Origin of the sequence: Paracidovorax citrulli (genome assembly GCF_900100305.1) — a bacterium.
Classification (GTDB): Bacteria; Pseudomonadota; Gammaproteobacteria; order Burkholderiales; family Burkholderiaceae_C; genus Paracidovorax; species Paracidovorax citrulli.
Genome location: NZ_FNEY01000006.1, coordinates 141,066 through 155,630, shown reverse-complemented (window position 1 = coordinate 155,630; position 14,565 = coordinate 141,066). Strand labels below are relative to the sequence as shown.

General features: G+C 69.8%; 15 protein-coding genes and 1 tRNA gene. 3 read left to right on the top strand and 13 right to left on the bottom strand.

The window, feature by feature from the left end:
* Window positions 1-7: 7 nt before the first annotated feature.
* The 11 genes from BLR99_RS06340 to BLR99_RS06290 all read right to left on the bottom strand — a co-directional run bounded on the left by BLR99_RS06340 (window position 8) and on the right by BLR99_RS06290 (window position 9,387).
* Window positions 8-1,261, bottom strand: coding sequence for an NADH-quinone oxidoreductase subunit D (locus BLR99_RS06340; protein WP_011794409.1), 1,254 nt, complete (start codon window positions 1,259-1,261; stop codon window positions 8-10).
* Between the two features lie 30 nt (window positions 1,262-1,291).
* Entirely contained in the window at window positions 1,292-1,900 is a 609-nt protein-coding gene (locus BLR99_RS06335; RefSeq protein ID WP_011794408.1) for an NADH-quinone oxidoreductase subunit C, read from the bottom strand.
* A 13-nt stretch (window positions 1,901-1,913) separates the two neighbouring features.
* Window positions 1,914-2,393: a NuoB/complex I 20 kDa subunit family protein gene (locus tag BLR99_RS06330; RefSeq protein ID WP_011794407.1), complete on the bottom strand. Its 480-nt coding sequence runs from the start codon at window positions 2,391-2,393 to the stop codon at window positions 1,914-1,916.
* Window positions 2,394-2,417: 24 nt separating this feature from the next.
* Window positions 2,418-2,777, bottom strand: a complete 360-nt coding sequence (locus BLR99_RS06325; protein WP_011794406.1) for an NADH-quinone oxidoreductase subunit A — start codon at window positions 2,775-2,777, stop codon at window positions 2,418-2,420.
* A gap of 76 nt (window positions 2,778-2,853) precedes the next feature.
* A tRNA-Leu gene (locus tag BLR99_RS06320) sits at window positions 2,854-2,938 on the bottom strand.
* A 116-nt stretch (window positions 2,939-3,054) separates the two neighbouring features.
* A complete protein-coding gene (secG, locus tag BLR99_RS06315; protein WP_011794405.1) occupies window positions 3,055-3,444 on the bottom strand; it encodes a preprotein translocase subunit SecG in 390 nt (129 codons plus the stop codon).
* Window positions 3,445-3,479: 35 nt separating this feature from the next.
* Window positions 3,480-4,235 carry a triose-phosphate isomerase gene (gene tpiA, locus BLR99_RS06310; RefSeq protein ID WP_011794404.1) on the bottom strand — a complete coding sequence of 252 codons (756 nt, stop codon included), beginning with the start codon at window positions 4,233-4,235 and terminating at the stop codon, window positions 3,480-3,482.
* Complete coding sequence (locus BLR99_RS06305; RefSeq protein ID WP_041827851.1) at window positions 4,232-5,224, bottom strand: NAD(P)H-quinone oxidoreductase; 993 nt, start codon at window positions 5,222-5,224, stop codon at window positions 4,232-4,234. The genes tpiA and BLR99_RS06305 overlap by 4 nt, the downstream gene beginning before the upstream one ends.
* Window positions 5,225-5,327: 103 nt before the next feature.
* A complete protein-coding gene (gene pnp / locus BLR99_RS06300) occupies window positions 5,328-7,604 on the bottom strand; it encodes a polyribonucleotide nucleotidyltransferase (protein WP_011794402.1) in 2,277 nt (758 codons plus the stop codon).
* A gap of 216 nt (window positions 7,605-7,820) precedes the next feature.
* Window positions 7,821-8,087, bottom strand: a complete 267-nt coding sequence (gene rpsO / locus BLR99_RS06295) for a 30S ribosomal protein S15 (protein ID WP_011794401.1) — start codon at window positions 8,085-8,087, stop codon at window positions 7,821-7,823.
* Window positions 8,088-8,214: 127 nt separating this feature from the next.
* Entirely contained in the window at window positions 8,215-9,387 is a 1,173-nt protein-coding gene (locus tag BLR99_RS06290; RefSeq protein WP_011794400.1) for a pyridoxal phosphate-dependent aminotransferase, read from the bottom strand.
* A gap of 49 nt (window positions 9,388-9,436) precedes the next feature.
* On the opposite strand from BLR99_RS06290, the gene BLR99_RS06285 reads away from it, so the two are divergent.
* Together BLR99_RS06285 and BLR99_RS06280 are read left to right on the top strand one after the other, a co-directional pair.
* Window positions 9,437-9,730: a hypothetical protein gene (locus BLR99_RS06285; protein ID WP_049762143.1), complete on the top strand. Its 294-nt coding sequence runs from the start codon at window positions 9,437-9,439 to the stop codon at window positions 9,728-9,730.
* Between the two features lie 131 nt (window positions 9,731-9,861).
* Window positions 9,862-11,721, top strand: a complete 1,860-nt coding sequence (locus tag BLR99_RS06280; RefSeq protein ID WP_063366159.1) for a phospholipase D family protein — start codon at window positions 9,862-9,864, stop codon at window positions 11,719-11,721.
* Between the two features lie 27 nt (window positions 11,722-11,748).
* Here the strand turns inward: BLR99_RS06280 and BLR99_RS06275 are convergent, their stop codons facing one another.
* On the bottom strand, window positions 11,749-12,720 hold the full coding sequence (locus tag BLR99_RS06275) for a tRNA dihydrouridine synthase (RefSeq protein WP_011794398.1): 972 nt from the start codon (window positions 12,718-12,720) through the stop codon (window positions 11,749-11,751).
* A 105-nt stretch (window positions 12,721-12,825) separates the two neighbouring features.
* Between BLR99_RS06275 and BLR99_RS06270 the strand changes: the two genes are divergently transcribed.
* Window positions 12,826-13,359 carry a hypothetical protein gene (locus tag BLR99_RS06270; RefSeq protein WP_041827263.1) on the top strand — a complete coding sequence of 178 codons (534 nt, stop codon included), beginning with the start codon at window positions 12,826-12,828 and terminating at the stop codon, window positions 13,357-13,359.
* Between the two features lie 34 nt (window positions 13,360-13,393).
* On the opposite strand, the gene BLR99_RS06265 is transcribed toward BLR99_RS06270, so the two are convergent.
* Window positions 13,394-14,560 (bottom strand): methyltransferase, encoded by a 1,167-nt coding sequence (locus BLR99_RS06265; protein WP_011794396.1) that lies wholly within the window; start codon window positions 14,558-14,560, stop codon window positions 13,394-13,396.
* Window positions 14,561-14,565: the final 5 nt, after the last annotated feature.

Here is a 14,565-nt window from a genome sequence, read left to right as displayed (position 1 = left end):
TCGGTACTCATCGGTCAATCTCTCCGAACACGATATCCATCGTGCCAATGATGGCCACGGCATCGGCGATCATGTGCCCGCGCGCCATCTCGTCGAGGGTCGCGAGGTGGGCGAAGCCCGGTGCGCGGATCTTGAGCCGGTACGGCTTGTTGGCGCCGTCGCTCACGAGGTAGATGCCGAACTCGCCCTTCGGGTGCTCGACGGCGGCATAGGCCTCGCCCTCGGGCACGCGGAACCCTTCGGTGAAGAGCTTGAAATGGTGGATCAGCTCTTCCATGTTCGACTTCATCGACTCGCGCGACGGCGGCGCCACCTTGTGGTTGTCGGTGATGACGGGCCCCGGGTTGGCCTTGAGCCAGTCCACGCACTGCTTGATGATGCGGTTGGACTGGCGCATCTCCTGCACGCGCACGAGGTAGCGGTCGTAGCAGTCGCCCGTCTTGCCCACGGGGATGTCGAATTCCACGCGGTCGTAGGCATCGTAGGGCTGCTTCTTGCGCAGGTCCCAGGCGATGCCCGAGCCGCGCAGCATCGGGCCCGTCATGCCGAGGTTCAACGCGCGCTCCGGCGTCACGATGCCGATGTCCACGGTGCGCTGCTTCCAGATGCGGTTGTCGGTCAGCAGCGTTTCGTACTCGTCCACGCACTTGGGGAAGCGCTGCGTGAAGTCGTCGATGAAGTCCAGCAGCGAACCCTGCCGGTTCTGGTTCAGCACCTCGATCGCCTTGGCGTTGCGCACCTTGCTCGCCTGGTACTGCGGCATGCTGTCGGGCAGGTCGCGATAGACGCCACCCGGACGGAAGTAGGCCGCGTGCATGCGCGCACCCGACACCGCCTCGTACATGTCGAACAGGTCTTCGCGCTCGCGGAACGTGTAGATCAGGATCGTGGAGCTTCCGCAATCGTTTCCGTGCGATCCCAGCCACATCAGGTGGTTCAGCAGGCGCGTGATCTCGGAGAACATCACGCGGATGTACTGCGCGCGCAGCGGCACGTCGATGCCCAGCAGCTTCTCGATGGCCAGGCAGTAGGCGTGCTCGTTGCACATCATCGAGACGTAGTCCAGCCGGTCCATGTAGGGCAGCGACTGGATGAAGGTCTTGTGCTCGGCCAGCTTCTCGGTGGCGCGGTGCAGCAGGCCGATGTGGGGGTCGGCGCGCTGCACGACTTCGCCGTCGAGCTCGAGCACCAGGCGCAGCACGCCGTGCGCGGCCGGGTGCTGCGGACCAAAGTTCAGGGAGTAGTTCTTGATTTCAGCCATCGTGGATCGCCTGAATGCGCTAGAAGCGCCTCAGTGCAGGCCTCCGTACTTTTCTTCGCGGATGATGCGGGGCGTGATCTCGCGCGGCTCGATCGTCACCGGCTCGTACACCACGCGGCGCGCCTCGGTGTCGTAGCGCATCTCGACGTGGCCCGACAGCGGGAAATCCTTGCGGAAGGGATGGCCGATGAAGCCGTAGTCGGTCAGGATGCGGCGCAGGTCGTCATGGCCGTCGAACACGATGCCGTACAGGTCGAAGGCTTCGCGCTCGTACCAGTTGGCGGAGTTCCAGATGCCGGACACCGACGCCACCACGGGAAAGTCGTCGTCCGGGCAGAACACCTTCACGCGCACGCGCTGGTTGAGGCTCACGGACAGCAGGTGCGACACGACCGCATAGCGCGGGCCTTCCGTGCCCACGTCGCCGTAGGTGGAGTAGTCGATGCCGCAGAGGTCCATGAGCTGCTCGAACCGGCAGCCGGGCGCGTCGCGCAGCAGCTGCATCGCGGCAAGATAGTCGGCGGCCGAGACGGTCACCGTGAGTTCGTCGAGCGCGAGCACGATGTCGCGCACCTTGTCGCCGAGCGCAGCGGCGACCGCGTCCCGTAGAGCCTCGGGTCGGATGGCAATGGCTGTCATGCTGGAGAACCCTTCAGACGCGGGCGATGGTATGGGTGCGGCGGATCTTCTGCTGGAGCTGGATGATCCCGTAGATGAGCGCCTCGGCGGTCGGGGGGCAGCCCGGCACGTACACGTCCACCGGCACGATGCGGTCGCAGCCGCGCACCACCGAGTAGCTGTAGTGGTAGTAGCCGCCGCCGTTGGCGCAGGAGCCCATGGAGATCACCCAGCGCGGCTCCGACATCTGGTCGTACACCTTGCGCAGGGCCGGGGCCATCTTGTTGCAGAGCGTGCCGGCCACGATCATCAGATCGGACTGCCGGGGGCTGGCGCGGAACACCTCGGCGCCGAAGCGGCCGATGTCGTAGCGCGCCGCGGCGGCATGCATCATCTCGACGGCGCAGCAGGCCAGACCGAAGGTCATGGGCCACAGCGATCCGGTCTTGGCCCAGTTCACCACGGAGTCATAGCTCGTGGTGATGAAGCCTTCCTTCATCACGCCTTCAATCATCGTGTCGTTCCTTGTGAAGCCCCGTCATTCCCAATCCAGGGCACCCTTTTTCCACTCGTAGGCGAAGCCCACGACCAGGATGGCCAGGAAGACGATGACGGCGACGAAACCGGTCATCCCCACCTCGTGCAGCGCGACCGCCCACGGGAAGAGGAATGCGATTTCCAGATCGAAAAGAATGAAGAGGATGGCGACGAGGTAGTAGCGCACGTCGAACTTCATGCGCGCATCTTCGAAGGCCTCGAAGCCACACTCGTAGGGGGAGTTCTTGGCCGCGTCGGGCCGGTTGGGTCCCAGCACGTAGCCCAGGACCAGGGGCACCACCCCCACTCCGATGCCGACCAGGATGAACAGAAGAACGGGGAGGTATTGATCGAGGTTCATCTGGAGGGGTACTCACCGCTGGGGCCGCACCCCCATTCCTGCGATGAGGAATGGCCGGGCGGGCTTGCTTGTGTGTTGGTGCCGTCGGCGAGACTCGAACTCGCACAGCTTTCGCCACTACCCCCTCAAGATAGCGTGTCTACCAATTTCACCACGACGGCTGATGTCTGCATCTGGATGGCATGAGGAACCCGAAGGGCTTTTTGGCTTTCCAGACAATCCCGGATTCTACTCCGGAAAAACCCGACTCTCTATGAATCGGTTACTTTTCCGACAATTATTTTGTCGGGATCTGCGCTGCGCCAGAAGCTGGCGCCGCGGGCGGCACGGCGGACGCCGGAGCGGCCGGCGTGGACGAAGGCGCCACGGGCTGCACGGCGGCAGGCGCGGCCGCCGGGGTCTCCAGCACGCTGCCGACGCCGGCGGGGCGGACGTTGCCGAAATAGGCCAGCGCGAGCGTGGCCGCAAAGAACACGCCGGCCAGCACCGCCGTCGAGCGCGACAGGAAATTCGCGCTGCCGCTGGCGCCGAACAGGCTGCCCGAACTGCCGCTGCCGAACGCGGCGCCCATGTCGGCGCCCTTGCCGTGCTGGATGAGCACGAGGCCGATCATCGCCAGCGCGGCCAGCATCTGCACGGCCAGGATCACATTCACGAGCACATTCATTTCTTCTCTACTCCGGTTGGGTTGCGCGGTGCCGTTCAGGCGGCCGCTGCGATGATCTGCAAAAAGTCCTGGGCCTTGAGCGATGCGCCGCCCACGAGGCCTCCGTCGATGTCGGGCTGGGCCAGCAATGCGGCCGCGTTCGCGGCGTTCATGCTGCCGCCGTAGAGCAGGCGGATGCGGTCCGCATGCTCGCTGGCAGCCGCGAGCTGCGCGCGCAGCACGGCATGCACCTGCTGTGCCTGCTCGGGCGTGGCGGTGCGACCGGTGCCGATGGCCCAGACGGGCTCGTAGGCCACCACGGTCTCGCTGATGCAATGACCGTTCAGGTGGATGACCGCGGCCAGCTGGCGCTTGACCACGGCTTCGGTCTGTCCGGCCTCGCGCTCGGCCAGCGTCTCGCCCACGCATACCACCGGCGTGATGCCGGCGGCCAGTGCGCGCTGCGCCTTCTCGGCCACCTGCTCGTCGGTCTCGCCGTGGTACTGGCGGCGCTCGGAATGCCCGACCAGCACGTAGCGCACGCCGAATTCCTGGAGCATCGCCGCGGAGACCTCGCCCGTGTAGGCGCCCGCTTCGTGCCGGGACACGTCCTGCGCCGCCAGCGCGATGGCCGAGCCTTCGACCAGGCCCTGCACCTGCGCGAGGTAGGCCGCCGGCACCGCCACGGCCACATCCACGTTCTGGTACGCGCCCGCCTCGAGGCCGCCGCGCAGCGCCTGCAGCAGCGCGGCATTGGCACCCAGGGTGCCATTCATCTTCCAGTTGCCCGCGATGAGTTTCTTCTTTGTCATGCTGTCCACGTCAAAACGATCTTGCCGGCATGCTGGCTCGACTCCATGAGCGCATGGGCGCGGGACGCCTCGGCCGCCGGGAAGGTGCTGTGCACCACGGGCCGCACGGTGCGTGCCACCAGCAGCGGCCACACCCGCTCGCGCAGGGCGGCCGCGATGGCGCCCTTGAACGCGACGGAGCGTGGGCGCAGCGTCGAGCCCGTCACCGTGAGGCGGCGGCGCAGCACCAGCCCCGCATCGAAGGAGGACTGCACCCCGCCCTGCACGGCGATGATGACCAGGCGGCCATCCTCGGCCAGGCACTCGACCTCGCGCGCCACATAGTCACCCGCCACCATGTCGAGGACCACGTCCACGCCACGGCCATCGGTGATGCGCCGGGCCTCGGCCACGAAGTCCTGGGTCTTGTAGTTGATGGCATGGTGCGCGCCGAGCTCCAGGCAGGTACGGCACTTCTCGTCCGACCCCGCCGTCACGATCACGGTGGCGCCGAAGGCGCGGCCGAGCTGGATGGCCGTGACGCCGATGCCGCTGCTGCCGCCCTGCACCAGCAGGGTTTCGCCGGCCGCGAGGCGGCCGCGGTCGAACACGTTGCTCCACACCGTGAAGAAGGTCTCGGGCAGGGAGGCTGCCTCCACGTCGCTCCAGCCCTCGGGCACCGGCAGGCACTGCGCGACGGGCGCGACGCACCATTCGGCATAGCCGCCGCCCGCGACCAGCGCGCACACGCGGTCGCCCACCTTCAGGCCGGCCGCGGCCATCGCCGACCCGTCGCCTTCCGCGATGGTGCCGGCCACTTCGAGCCCGGGCAGGTCGGAGGCGCCCGGCGGGGGCGCATAGTGCCCCTTGCGCTGCAGCACGTCGGGCCGGTTGATGCCGCTGGCCGCGACGCGGATCAGCAGCTCGCCGACGCCCGGCCGCGGCACCGGCCGCTCGGCGAGACGCAGCACTTCCGGGCCGCCGGAGCCCGCGATTTCCACGGCACGCATGGTGGTCGCCATACTGGATCCCCAGGGATGTCAGGTTTCAAAAGGAGGCCGGACCGGCCAGGGCCGGTCCGGAGGTCACCGCCGCCGGAGGCGGGGCCGAAGCTCAGGCATCCATCTGGCCGGAGTGCTCGCCCGCGCCAGTGGATTGCTGCTGCTGTTGCTGCTGGTCTGCACCGGCGGGTTCGCGGCGCTCACGGCGCTCGCCGCGTTCCGGGCGGTCGCCACGGTCACCGCGGTCACCCCGTTCGCCACGCTCGGCGGGCGCCGGACGGCCGCTGTCGCCCATCGGGCGGTCCAGCAGCGCACGCATGGACAGCTTCACGCGGCCCTTCTCGTCGGTCTCGAGCACCTTGACCTTCACGACCTGGCCTTCGGTCAGGTAGTCGGTCACCTTTTCCACGCGCTCGTGGGCGATCTGGCTGATGTGCAGCAGGCCGTCCTTGCCGGGCAGCAGGTTGATCAGCGCGCCGAAGTCCAGGATCTTGACCACGGGGCCTTCGTAGATCTTGCCGATCTCGACCTCGGCCGTGATCTGCTCGATGCGGCGCTTGGCCTCGTCGGCCTTCGCGCTGTCGGTGGAGGCGATGGTGATCGTGCCGTCCTCGTCGATGTTGATCTGCGTGCCGGTCTCTTCCGTCAGCGCGCGGATCACCGCGCCGCCCTTGCCGATCACGTCGCGGATCTTCTCGGGGTTGATCTTCATCGTGTAGAGCTTGGGCGCGAAGCTGGAGACCTCGGTCTTGGCCTCGCCCATGGCTTCCTGCATCTTGCCGAGGATGTGCAGGCGGGCTTCCTTGGCCTGGGCCAGGGCGACCTGCATGATTTCCTTGGTGATGCCCTGGATCTTGATGTCCATCTGCAGGGCGGTGATGCCGGCCGTGGTGCCGGCCACCTTGAAGTCCATGTCGCCCAGGTGATCTTCATCGCCCAGGATGTCGGTCAGCACCGCGAAGCGGTTGTCTTCCTTGATCAGGCCCATGGCGATGCCGGCCACGTGGGCCTTCATCGGCACGCCGGCGTCCATCATCGACAGGCAGCCGCCGCAGACGGAAGCCATCGAGGACGAACCGTTGGACTCGGTGATCTCGGACACCACGCGGATGGTGTAGGGGAACTCTTCCTTCGTCGGCAGCACGGCGACCAGCGCGCGCTTGGCCAGGCGGCCGTGGCCGATCTCGCGGCGCTTGGTGGAGCCCATGCGGCCCACTTCGCCGGTGGCGAAGGGAGGCATGTTGTAGTGGAACATGAAGCGGTCTTCGAACTCGCCGGCCAGCGCGTCGATGCGCTGCGCGTCGCGTTCGGTGCCCAGCGTGGAGACCACCAGCGCCTGCGTCTCGCCGCGCGTGAACAGCGCGGAGCCGTGCGTGCGGGGCAGAACGGAGTTGCGGATCTCGATGGGGCGCACGGTGCGCGTGTCGCGGCCGTCGATGCGGGGCTCGCCGGCCAGGATCTGGCTGCGCACGATCTTGGCTTCGATGTCGAACAGGAGGGCCTCGACCTTCACCGCGTCGAAATCGGCGCCTTCGGCCTTGAGCGACTCCAGCACGGAAGCGGACGCCTCGCGCAGGGCCTGCGTGCGGGCCTGCTTGCTGCGGATCTGGTAGGCGGCGCGCAGCTTCTCCTCGGCCAGTTGCGTGACCTTGGCGATGAAGGGCTCGTCCTTGGCGGCGGGCTGCCAGTCCCACACGGGCTTGCCGGCGTCGCGCACCAGTTCATGGATGGCGTTGATGGCGATGCGGCCCTGCTCGTGGCCGAACACCACGGCGCCCAGCATGATGTCTTCGGACAGCTGCTGCGCCTCGGACTCGACCATCAGCACGGCGGCTTCGGTGCCGGCGACGACCAGGTCCATCTGCGAGTTCTTGCGGGCGGTCTGGCCCGGGTTCAGCACGTATTCGCCGTTGATGTAGCCCACGCGCGCGGCGCCGATCGGGCCGTTGAACGGAATGCCGGACACCGACAGGGCCGCGCTCACGGCGATCATGGCCGCGATGTCGGCATCGACCTCGGGGTTCAGCGACACGGTGTGGATGACCACGTGGACTTCGTTGTAGAAGCCTTCGGGGAACAGCGGGCGGATCGGGCGGTCGATCAGGCGGCTGGTCAGCGTCTCGAGTTCGCTGGGCTTGGCTTCGCGCTTGAAGAAGCTGCCGGGGATCTTGCCGGCGGCATACGTCTTCTCGATGTAGTCCACCGTCAGGGGGAAGAAATCCTGGCCGGGCTTGGCGGACTTGGAGGCGACGACCGTGGCCAGCACGACCGTGTCGTCGATGTTGACCAGCACGGCGCCGGTGGCCTGGCGGGCGATCTCGCCCGTTTCCATGACGACGGTCTTGTCGCCCCACTGGAACGTTTTCGTGACCTTGTTGAACATGCTCATGGTTGCTCCATCAGAGTGTGGCCGGCACGGAAAGATGCCGGCGGGTGGGTGGATGCAGCAATCCAGAACACGATGCCATTCCAGCGGCCCTGCCTGCACCCGGCGTGGCGCGCCAGGGCCGTTGGAATGACACAGCTTCGCTCTGCTATTGCGGCTTCCGAAGTAGAAAACGCCTGAGTCAGCGTGCTAACCCAGGCGTTCCGCATGCGAATGCGCTTACTTGCGCAGGCCCAGCTTGGCGATCAGGGCCGTGTAGCGGTCGGCGTCCTTGGCCTTGAGGTAGTCCAGCAGCTTGCGGCGGCGGCTCACCATGCGCAGCAGGCCGCGGCGGCCGTGGTGGTCCTTGGCGTGCTGCTTGAAGTGGGGGGTCAGCTCGTTGATGCGGGCCGTGAGCAGGGCCACCTGTACTTCGGGGCTGCCGGTATCGTTGGCGGCGCGGGCGTTGTCCTTGATGACTTCGGCCTTGACGGAGGATGCGATCATTGGTTTTTCCTTGAGTGTCGGAGCCGGCGGGCATCGCGCGTGGCGAGGCTGCGGCCCCAGGTTTTGACTTGCGCCGCGGGCTGGAACGGCCGGCGGCGTGCGTCTTGCACCATGCAAAACCCTGGGATTATACCGCGCCGGCCTTTTCGAGCCATTTCCGCAGGCGCGCCACCCCTTCCACCAGCCGCGCGGGGTCGCGCGAGGCGAAGCACCAGCGCAGCCAGCCCTCCCCTTCCGGGCCGAAGGCATTGCCGGGCGCCAGCCCCAGGCCGGCCTCCGCAACGAGGCGCTTGGCGGTGGCCATCGCGTCGCCGTGGCCGTCCATGCGGAAGAAGGCGTACATGCCACCGCTGGCCGCATGGGCATGCACGCCGGGCGCCGCCTGCAGCAGCGGCAGCAGGGTGTCGCGGCACAGGCGCATGTGGGCGGTGACGCGCGGGACGATTTCCCCCTCGTGCTGCAGCGCGGCGATGCCGCCGCGCTGCGTGAAGACGCTCACGCACGAGGTGTTGAACTCGATCAGCTTGCCCATGTGGGCTGCCAGTGCCGGCGGCAGGACGAGCCAGCCCAGCCGCCAGCCCGTCATCAGGAAGCTCTTGGAGAAGCTGTGCACCACCACCAGGCGGTCCTGCGACGCGGCGAGGTCGAGGAAGCTCGGCGCGCAGCCGTGGGGCGTCGGCTCGTAGTACAGGCGCTCATAGACCTCGTCGGCCAGGATCCAGGTGCCCGTGGCGCGGCAGTGCTCCAGAATCTCGCGCTGCTCGGCCGCCGACAGCGTCCAGCCCGTCGGATTGTTCGGGGCGTTCACCACCAGCAGCCGCGTGGCCGGCGTCACGGCGCGCTTCAGGGCGTCCATGTCCAGCGCCCAGGCGCCGTCCTCGCGCGGGCGCAGCGGCAGGCACTGCAGGCGCGCGCCCAGGATGCGCGGCTGCGCCACGAGATTGGGCCAGACGGGCGTGACGGCGACCACCTCGTCGCCCGGGTCCACCAGGGCCTGCACCGCCAGCATGAGGCCGCTGACCCCGCCGGAAGTGACGGCGATGCGTCCGGCATCGATGGCCGGGCCGTGCAGTCGCGCCATGTAGGCGGCAATGGCCTCGCGCAACGCGGGCAGGCCGAGGTTCTGGGAATAGAAGGTTTCACCAGCGCGCAGCGAGGCGATGGCGGCCTCGTTCACCACGTCCGGGGTGGCCTCGTCGCTTTCGCCGAACCAGAACGCGAGGACGTCGGGCCGACCCATTCCGGCGTTGGCGACTTCGCGGATCTTGGATTCTTCGAGGTGGACGAGGGTATGGCGCATGGAGTGTCGGGGCGGCGAAGCGCTACATTGTCGAGCCGGAGGAACTTCCATGCAATCGAAGACAAACCCTTCCCGCGCCGCCGTGGTGGTGCTCGTGGGCGCCCTGGCCATGGGTACCGCGGCCGCGGCCGACCGAAATGCGCCCGCGCCCCTGGGCGCCAACGCTGCGTCAACGGCCCCCCAGGCCGAAGCCAGATCCCGCGCGCGCGCCAAGGCGCCGCGCGTGCGCAGCAGCCCGCCCTCCTCGTCCGCCGAGACGCCCGCCCAGCGGGAACGCCGGCTGATGCGGGAATGCAGGGGGCTGCCCAACGCTGGCGCCTGCCTCGGCTACGCCCGCCGCTGAGCATGGCCGCTTCCGGACCTCCCCGCACGATGGTGATCCCGCCACCGCCGCCGGGGCGTTGTCCGACAGCTCGGCGGCAGGGGCCGCGCTATACCTCGGGCACCCCGCACTCCATGCACCGCAGAATTCCCATGCCCGAAGGCCCTGCCGCCCTCCTTCCGCGCGCCCGAGCCGCCTTCGGGCGCTGGGGCGCCATCCTGGCCCTCGCCCTGGCCACCGCCGCCTGCAGCGGCCTGCCGCAGAACGTGGAGCGTCCGGAATCCAGCGCCCTGCCCGCCGCGGCCGCGGCGGACACCCCGCTCGCGCGCATCGTGGACGAACGCAGGCAGGCGGCCGGCGCCCGCCATGCCTCGGGCTTCCTGCTGTTGAGCGGGCCGCAGGATGCCTACGGCAGCCGCCTGGCGCTGGTGGAGGCCGCCCGCAAGACGCTGGACCTGCAGTACTACGCCATCCACGCGGATGCCAGCAGCGAGCGGTTGCTGCGCGGCGTCGTCGCGGCGGCGCGCCGGGGGGTCCGCGTGCGGGTGCTGCTCGACGACTTCCACAGCACGGGGCGCAATGCGCTGGTGATGGGCCTGGCGTTCCAGCCGAACATCGAGATGCGCATGTTCAACCCCGTCGCCGGCCCGCGCGGCTCCATGGTGGGCCGGCTGTGGGGATCGCTCACCGACTTCTCGCGCGTGCAGCAGCGCATGCACAACAAGCTCTTCATCGCCGACAACACCATGGGCGTGACCGGCGGGCGCAACCTGGGCGACGCCTACTTCGGGCAGGCCGATTCCGGAAATTTCGTCGATCTGGACGTGCTCGCCGCCGGCCCCATCGTCGCGGAGATGTCGCGCAGTTTCGACGCCTACTGGAACAACCCGCGCGCCTACCCGGTGCAGTCGCTCATCACGCGCGAGGAACTGCGGCGCCTGCGGCAGCAGACGCTCGACCGCTATCCGGAGCGCGGCGGCGCCGAGGGCGAGGCCGGAGCCGCGCCCGGCGATCGCCCCCCCGGCGAAGGAAGAGCCCCTGCCGCGGCCAGCGACGGCCCCCGCCCCCCCGACGGGGAGCCGCGCCCCGCGCCCGGCGAGCCCTCCGCCGACAAGCGCGCACGCGTCTGGAACGAGCAGCCGATGAACCTGGGCACGGCGCCCTTCGTCTGGGCGCCGGCGGTCCTCCTCGCGGACCGGCCCGCGAAGATCGCCGCGGAGGGGGAAGCGGCCAGCATCCGCAGCACTGCGCCGGGCACCGCGCTGGACGTGCGGGGGCTCCGGGGCACAGTGCCCCCCGCATCCCAGGCAGCCAGTCCGGCCGCGCCCTCGGGCGGGCTGCTGCAGGCGTCGGCCGGACGTGCCGCAGAGGGCGATACCGTGGTGGACGGCCTGCTCCACCTGCTCGGCCAGGCGCGCCAGGACCTGCTGGTCATCTCGCCCTACTTCGTGCCCGGCGACGACATGAAGCGCGCCTTCGCCGATGCCCGCGCCCGCGGCGTGCGCATCCGCGTGCTCACCAACTCGCTGGCCTCCAACGATGCGCCGATCGCCCACGTGGGCTACGCACGGCACCGCGAGGAACTGCTGTCGTTGGGCCTGGAACTCTACGAGTTGCGCAGCGAGCAGGCCGGCGTGAAATCCGCCTTCGGCGATTCCGGCGCCAATGCCACCGGCAGCTCCCGCGCGATGCTCCACTCCAAGGTGCTGGTCCTGGACGGGCGGCTGATCGTCGTCGGCTCCATGAACCTGGACCTGCGCTCGCAGCTGCAGAACACCGAGATCGCCCTGCTGATCCAGAGCCGCGATCTGTCGCGCATGGCTTCGGCGCAGATCGAGACCGCCATGCGGGAGGACGCTTGGCATGTCGAGCGATTGCCGGACGGCAGCCTCGTCTGGCGGGCTCCGCAGGGCAGCGGGCTGCAGGGCGCCACGCACGAGCCCGACGCCAGCCTGGGCCTGCGGATGCTGCTGCGGCTGCTGGGGCCCCTGGCGCCGGACCATCTGCTGTAGGCAGGCCCTCTGGCAACGCTCAGGGCCTCACGCCCCGCCCGTCTGCGCCTCCACCCAGGCGGTGATGGTGCGCTGGTCGGTGACCGTGCGCACCTGCTGGTAGGCGGCCTCCGCCTCGGGAAAGCGCCGGCGCAGCAGGTTGAGCCACTGCTTGAGCCGCCCCGCGCGCTGGCGCGGCTCCAGGTCTTCGCAGACCGTGCGCCAGAACACGCCCAGTTGCGGCAGCAGCGCCTCCCAGGCGAGCGCCGGGGCATGGGCACGGCCCGCCTCGGCCGCGCGGATGGCCAGGGCCAGGCCCGGGTCCGCCACGATGCCGCGGCCCAGCATGAGGGCATCGCCGCCCGAGAGCGCCCGGCAGCGCATCGCGTCCTCCACCGTCCAGATCTCGCCATTCGCGATCACGGGAATGCGCACGGCCGCGCGCAGCGGCGCGACGAGCTCCCAGTAGGCGGGCGGGCGGTAGCCGTCGGCCTTGGTGCGGGCATGCACCACCAGTTCGCAGGCTCCGCCGGCCTCCGCCGCCTGGGCGCACTCGCGGGCCAGCGACGTGTCGTCGTAGCCCAGCCGCATCTTGGCGGACACCGGCATCTCCGGCGGCACCGCCCGGCGCACCGCGGACACCACGGCGGCGATGCGCTCGGGCTCGCGCAGCAGCGCGGCACCACCGCCGTGGCGGTTCACCACCTTGGCCGGACAGCCGAAATTCAGGTCAATGCCCTCCGGTCCCAGCGCGGCCAGCCGCGCCGCATTCTCTGCCATGCTGGAAGGGTCCGATCCCAGCAGCTGGGCACGCACCGGCACCCCTGCGGCCGTGCGCCCTCCGTTGCGCAGCTCGGGGATGTAGCGCAGGAACACCTTGTCCGGCAGCAGCGTGCCGGTCACGCGGATGAATTCGGAGACACAGCGGTCCACGCCGCCCACGCGCGTCAGCACGTCGCGCAGGACGAAGTCGAGAAGCCCCTCCATGGGGGCGAGCAGCAGCAGGGGAGGTTGGGACATCGGGGCAGGGGCGCCCGCACCGGAGGCCGCGTCATCGCGGCGTCATCGGAGTGCGGTGGAATGCAGCCTTCCATTGTCGCCAATGTCCCGCCCTCTCCGCACTCCATGCTGCTCTTGAAGACCGACAAGGCCCGCCTGGAACTCTCCCCGGGCGTGCGCACCCTCAGCCTGCGCGAACGCTCATTGCTGCTGCTGGTCGACGGCCGGCCCGCGGCCGAGCTGGAAGCGCTCTACCACGGCGCCGGCAAGGACATCGTGGCCCGCCTGCTGGCGGACGGCTACCTCGCGCAGGCCGGCGGCGCGGCGGCCCCGGCGCCTGCCGCCACACCGTCCGCAGCCGCCGTGCCGCGCCAGGCGCCATCCGGGGCCCCGCCGGAAGCCCCGCCCGCGCCTTCCAACGCGCTGCGCTCGCTCGCGGGCGCACGCATGTACCTGTTCGACATCTGCGAGCGCATGTTCGCGCGGCGCAACCCCGCGCTGGCCCAGAACTTCCTGGACGCGCTGCGCGGCGCGCGCGACCGCGACAGCATGATGGATGTCAGCGAGGCCTTGCTGGAAGAGATCGAACTGCTGGCCGGACCGGAACGGGCCGCCACCGTGCGCCGGCGCATGGAGCAGTTGCTGCCCACGCCGGCCTGACACGGCGCGCCGGAGGGGCTTGCGGCCCGCGGCCTCAGGCGACGCCCAGCCGCCAGAGCGAGGTGGTTTCCGCCGCTCGCGCCGCGTGCAGCGGATCGGAGGCATCCGCCGCCTTCCCGTGGCGCGGCCGGACGTCGTGCCGGCCCAGCACCCGCAGGCCCGCGGCCTCGATCCAGCCGAGCAGTTGGACGCGCGTGCGCAGATCCAGGTGCTCCGCCAGGTCCGAGAGAATCAGCCAGCCCTCCCCGCCCGGCTCCAGGTGCTCCGCCAGGCCGCCGAGGAAGCCCCGCAGCATGCCGCTGTCCTCGTCATAGACCGCACGCTCGACGGGAGCGGCGGCACGCGCCGGCACCCACGGTGGATTGCACACCACCAGGGGCGCGCGGCCCGGGGGAAAGAGATCGGCCTGGAGGATGTCCACGGCCGGCAGCACGCGCAGGCGCTGCAGGTTCTCGCGCGCGCAGGCCAGGGCCCGGGGGTCCTGGTCGGTGGCGACGACACGGCGCACGCCGCGCCGCGCGAGCACGGCCGCGAGCACGCCGGTGCCGGTGCCGATATCGAAGGCCAGCGCAGCCGCGCCCGCGGGCAGCGGCACCTGCGCCACGAGATCGATGTATTCACCGCGCACGGGCGAGAACACCCCGTAGTGCGGATGAATGCGGTTGTCCGGCGGCGCCCCCAGGGCGGGAATCTCCACGCCCTTCTTGCGCCACTCGTGCGCGCCCACGAGACCCAGCAGCTCGCGCAGCGAGGCCACGCGGGGCGTACCGTCGGGAGCGCCCCAGGCCTCGGCCAGCGCCGGCCGCCAGTCGGGTGCACGCCGCAACGCGATGCCATGGTCGCCTTCCACGGGAATGAGCAGCATGCCGAGCACCCGCGCCCGCTGGGCCTGGGCCTGGCGGTGCAGGTGGAAGGCCTGCGACGGTGCGGTGGCCGGCGCGGCCGCCGCCTTGCCGCGGCCCTTCGCGCCGCCGCGCGGCCGGCCCCGGCCGTCGGCCCGGCGCATCAGCGCCTGAAGCAGGTGCCGGGCATTCTGGAAATCCCCCTGCCACAGCAGCGCCGTGCCTTCGCAGGCCATGCGGTAGGCCGCGTCGGCCGGCAGCGTGTCGTCGGCCACCACCACGCGGCGCGGCGCGGCGACGCCGGCTTCCGAGTGCCATTGCGCGCTGCGGTCCTGGCCGCCGTGGTTCCAGTGGATCATGCCGG

Coding starts and splice junctions, on each gene's coding strand:
- BLR99_RS06340 (WP_011794409.1), bottom strand. CDS start 1,261: ATGGCTGAAATCAAGAACTACTCCCTGAACTTTGGTCCGCAGCACCCG.
- BLR99_RS06335 (WP_011794408.1), bottom strand. CDS start 1,900: ATGACAGCCATTGCCATCCGACCCGAGGCTCTACGGGACGCGGTCGCC.
- BLR99_RS06330 (WP_011794407.1), bottom strand. CDS start 2,393: ATGATTGAAGGCGTGATGAAGGAAGGCTTCATCACCACGAGCTATGAC.
- BLR99_RS06325 (WP_011794406.1), bottom strand. CDS start 2,777: ATGAACCTCGATCAATACCTCCCCGTTCTTCTGTTCATCCTGGTCGGC.
- secG (WP_011794405.1), bottom strand. CDS start 3,444: ATGAATGTGCTCGTGAATGTGATCCTGGCCGTGCAGATGCTGGCCGCG.
- tpiA (WP_011794404.1), bottom strand. CDS start 4,235: ATGACAAAGAAGAAACTCATCGCGGGCAACTGGAAGATGAATGGCACC.
- BLR99_RS06305 (WP_041827851.1), bottom strand. CDS start 5,224: ATGCGTGCCGTGGAAATCGCGGGCTCCGGCGGCCCGGAAGTGCTGCGT.
- pnp (WP_011794402.1), bottom strand. CDS start 7,604: ATGAGCATGTTCAACAAGGTCACGAAAACGTTCCAGTGGGGCGACAAG.
- rpsO (WP_011794401.1), bottom strand. CDS start 8,087: ATGATCGCATCCTCCGTCAAGGCCGAAGTCATCAAGGACAACGCCCGC.
- BLR99_RS06290 (WP_011794400.1), bottom strand. CDS start 9,387: ATGCGCCATACCCTCGTCCACCTCGAAGAATCCAAGATCCGCGAAGTC.
- BLR99_RS06285 (WP_049762143.1), top strand. CDS start 9,437: ATGCAATCGAAGACAAACCCTTCCCGCGCCGCCGTGGTGGTGCTCGTG.
- BLR99_RS06280 (WP_063366159.1), top strand. CDS start 9,862: ATGCCCGAAGGCCCTGCCGCCCTCCTTCCGCGCGCCCGAGCCGCCTTC.
- BLR99_RS06275 (WP_011794398.1), bottom strand. CDS start 12,720: ATGTCCCAACCTCCCCTGCTGCTGCTCGCCCCCATGGAGGGGCTTCTC.
- BLR99_RS06270 (WP_041827263.1), top strand. CDS start 12,826: ATGCTGCTCTTGAAGACCGACAAGGCCCGCCTGGAACTCTCCCCGGGC.
- BLR99_RS06265 (WP_011794396.1), bottom strand. CDS start 14,560: ATGATCCACTGGAACCACGGCGGCCAGGACCGCAGCGCGCAATGGCAC.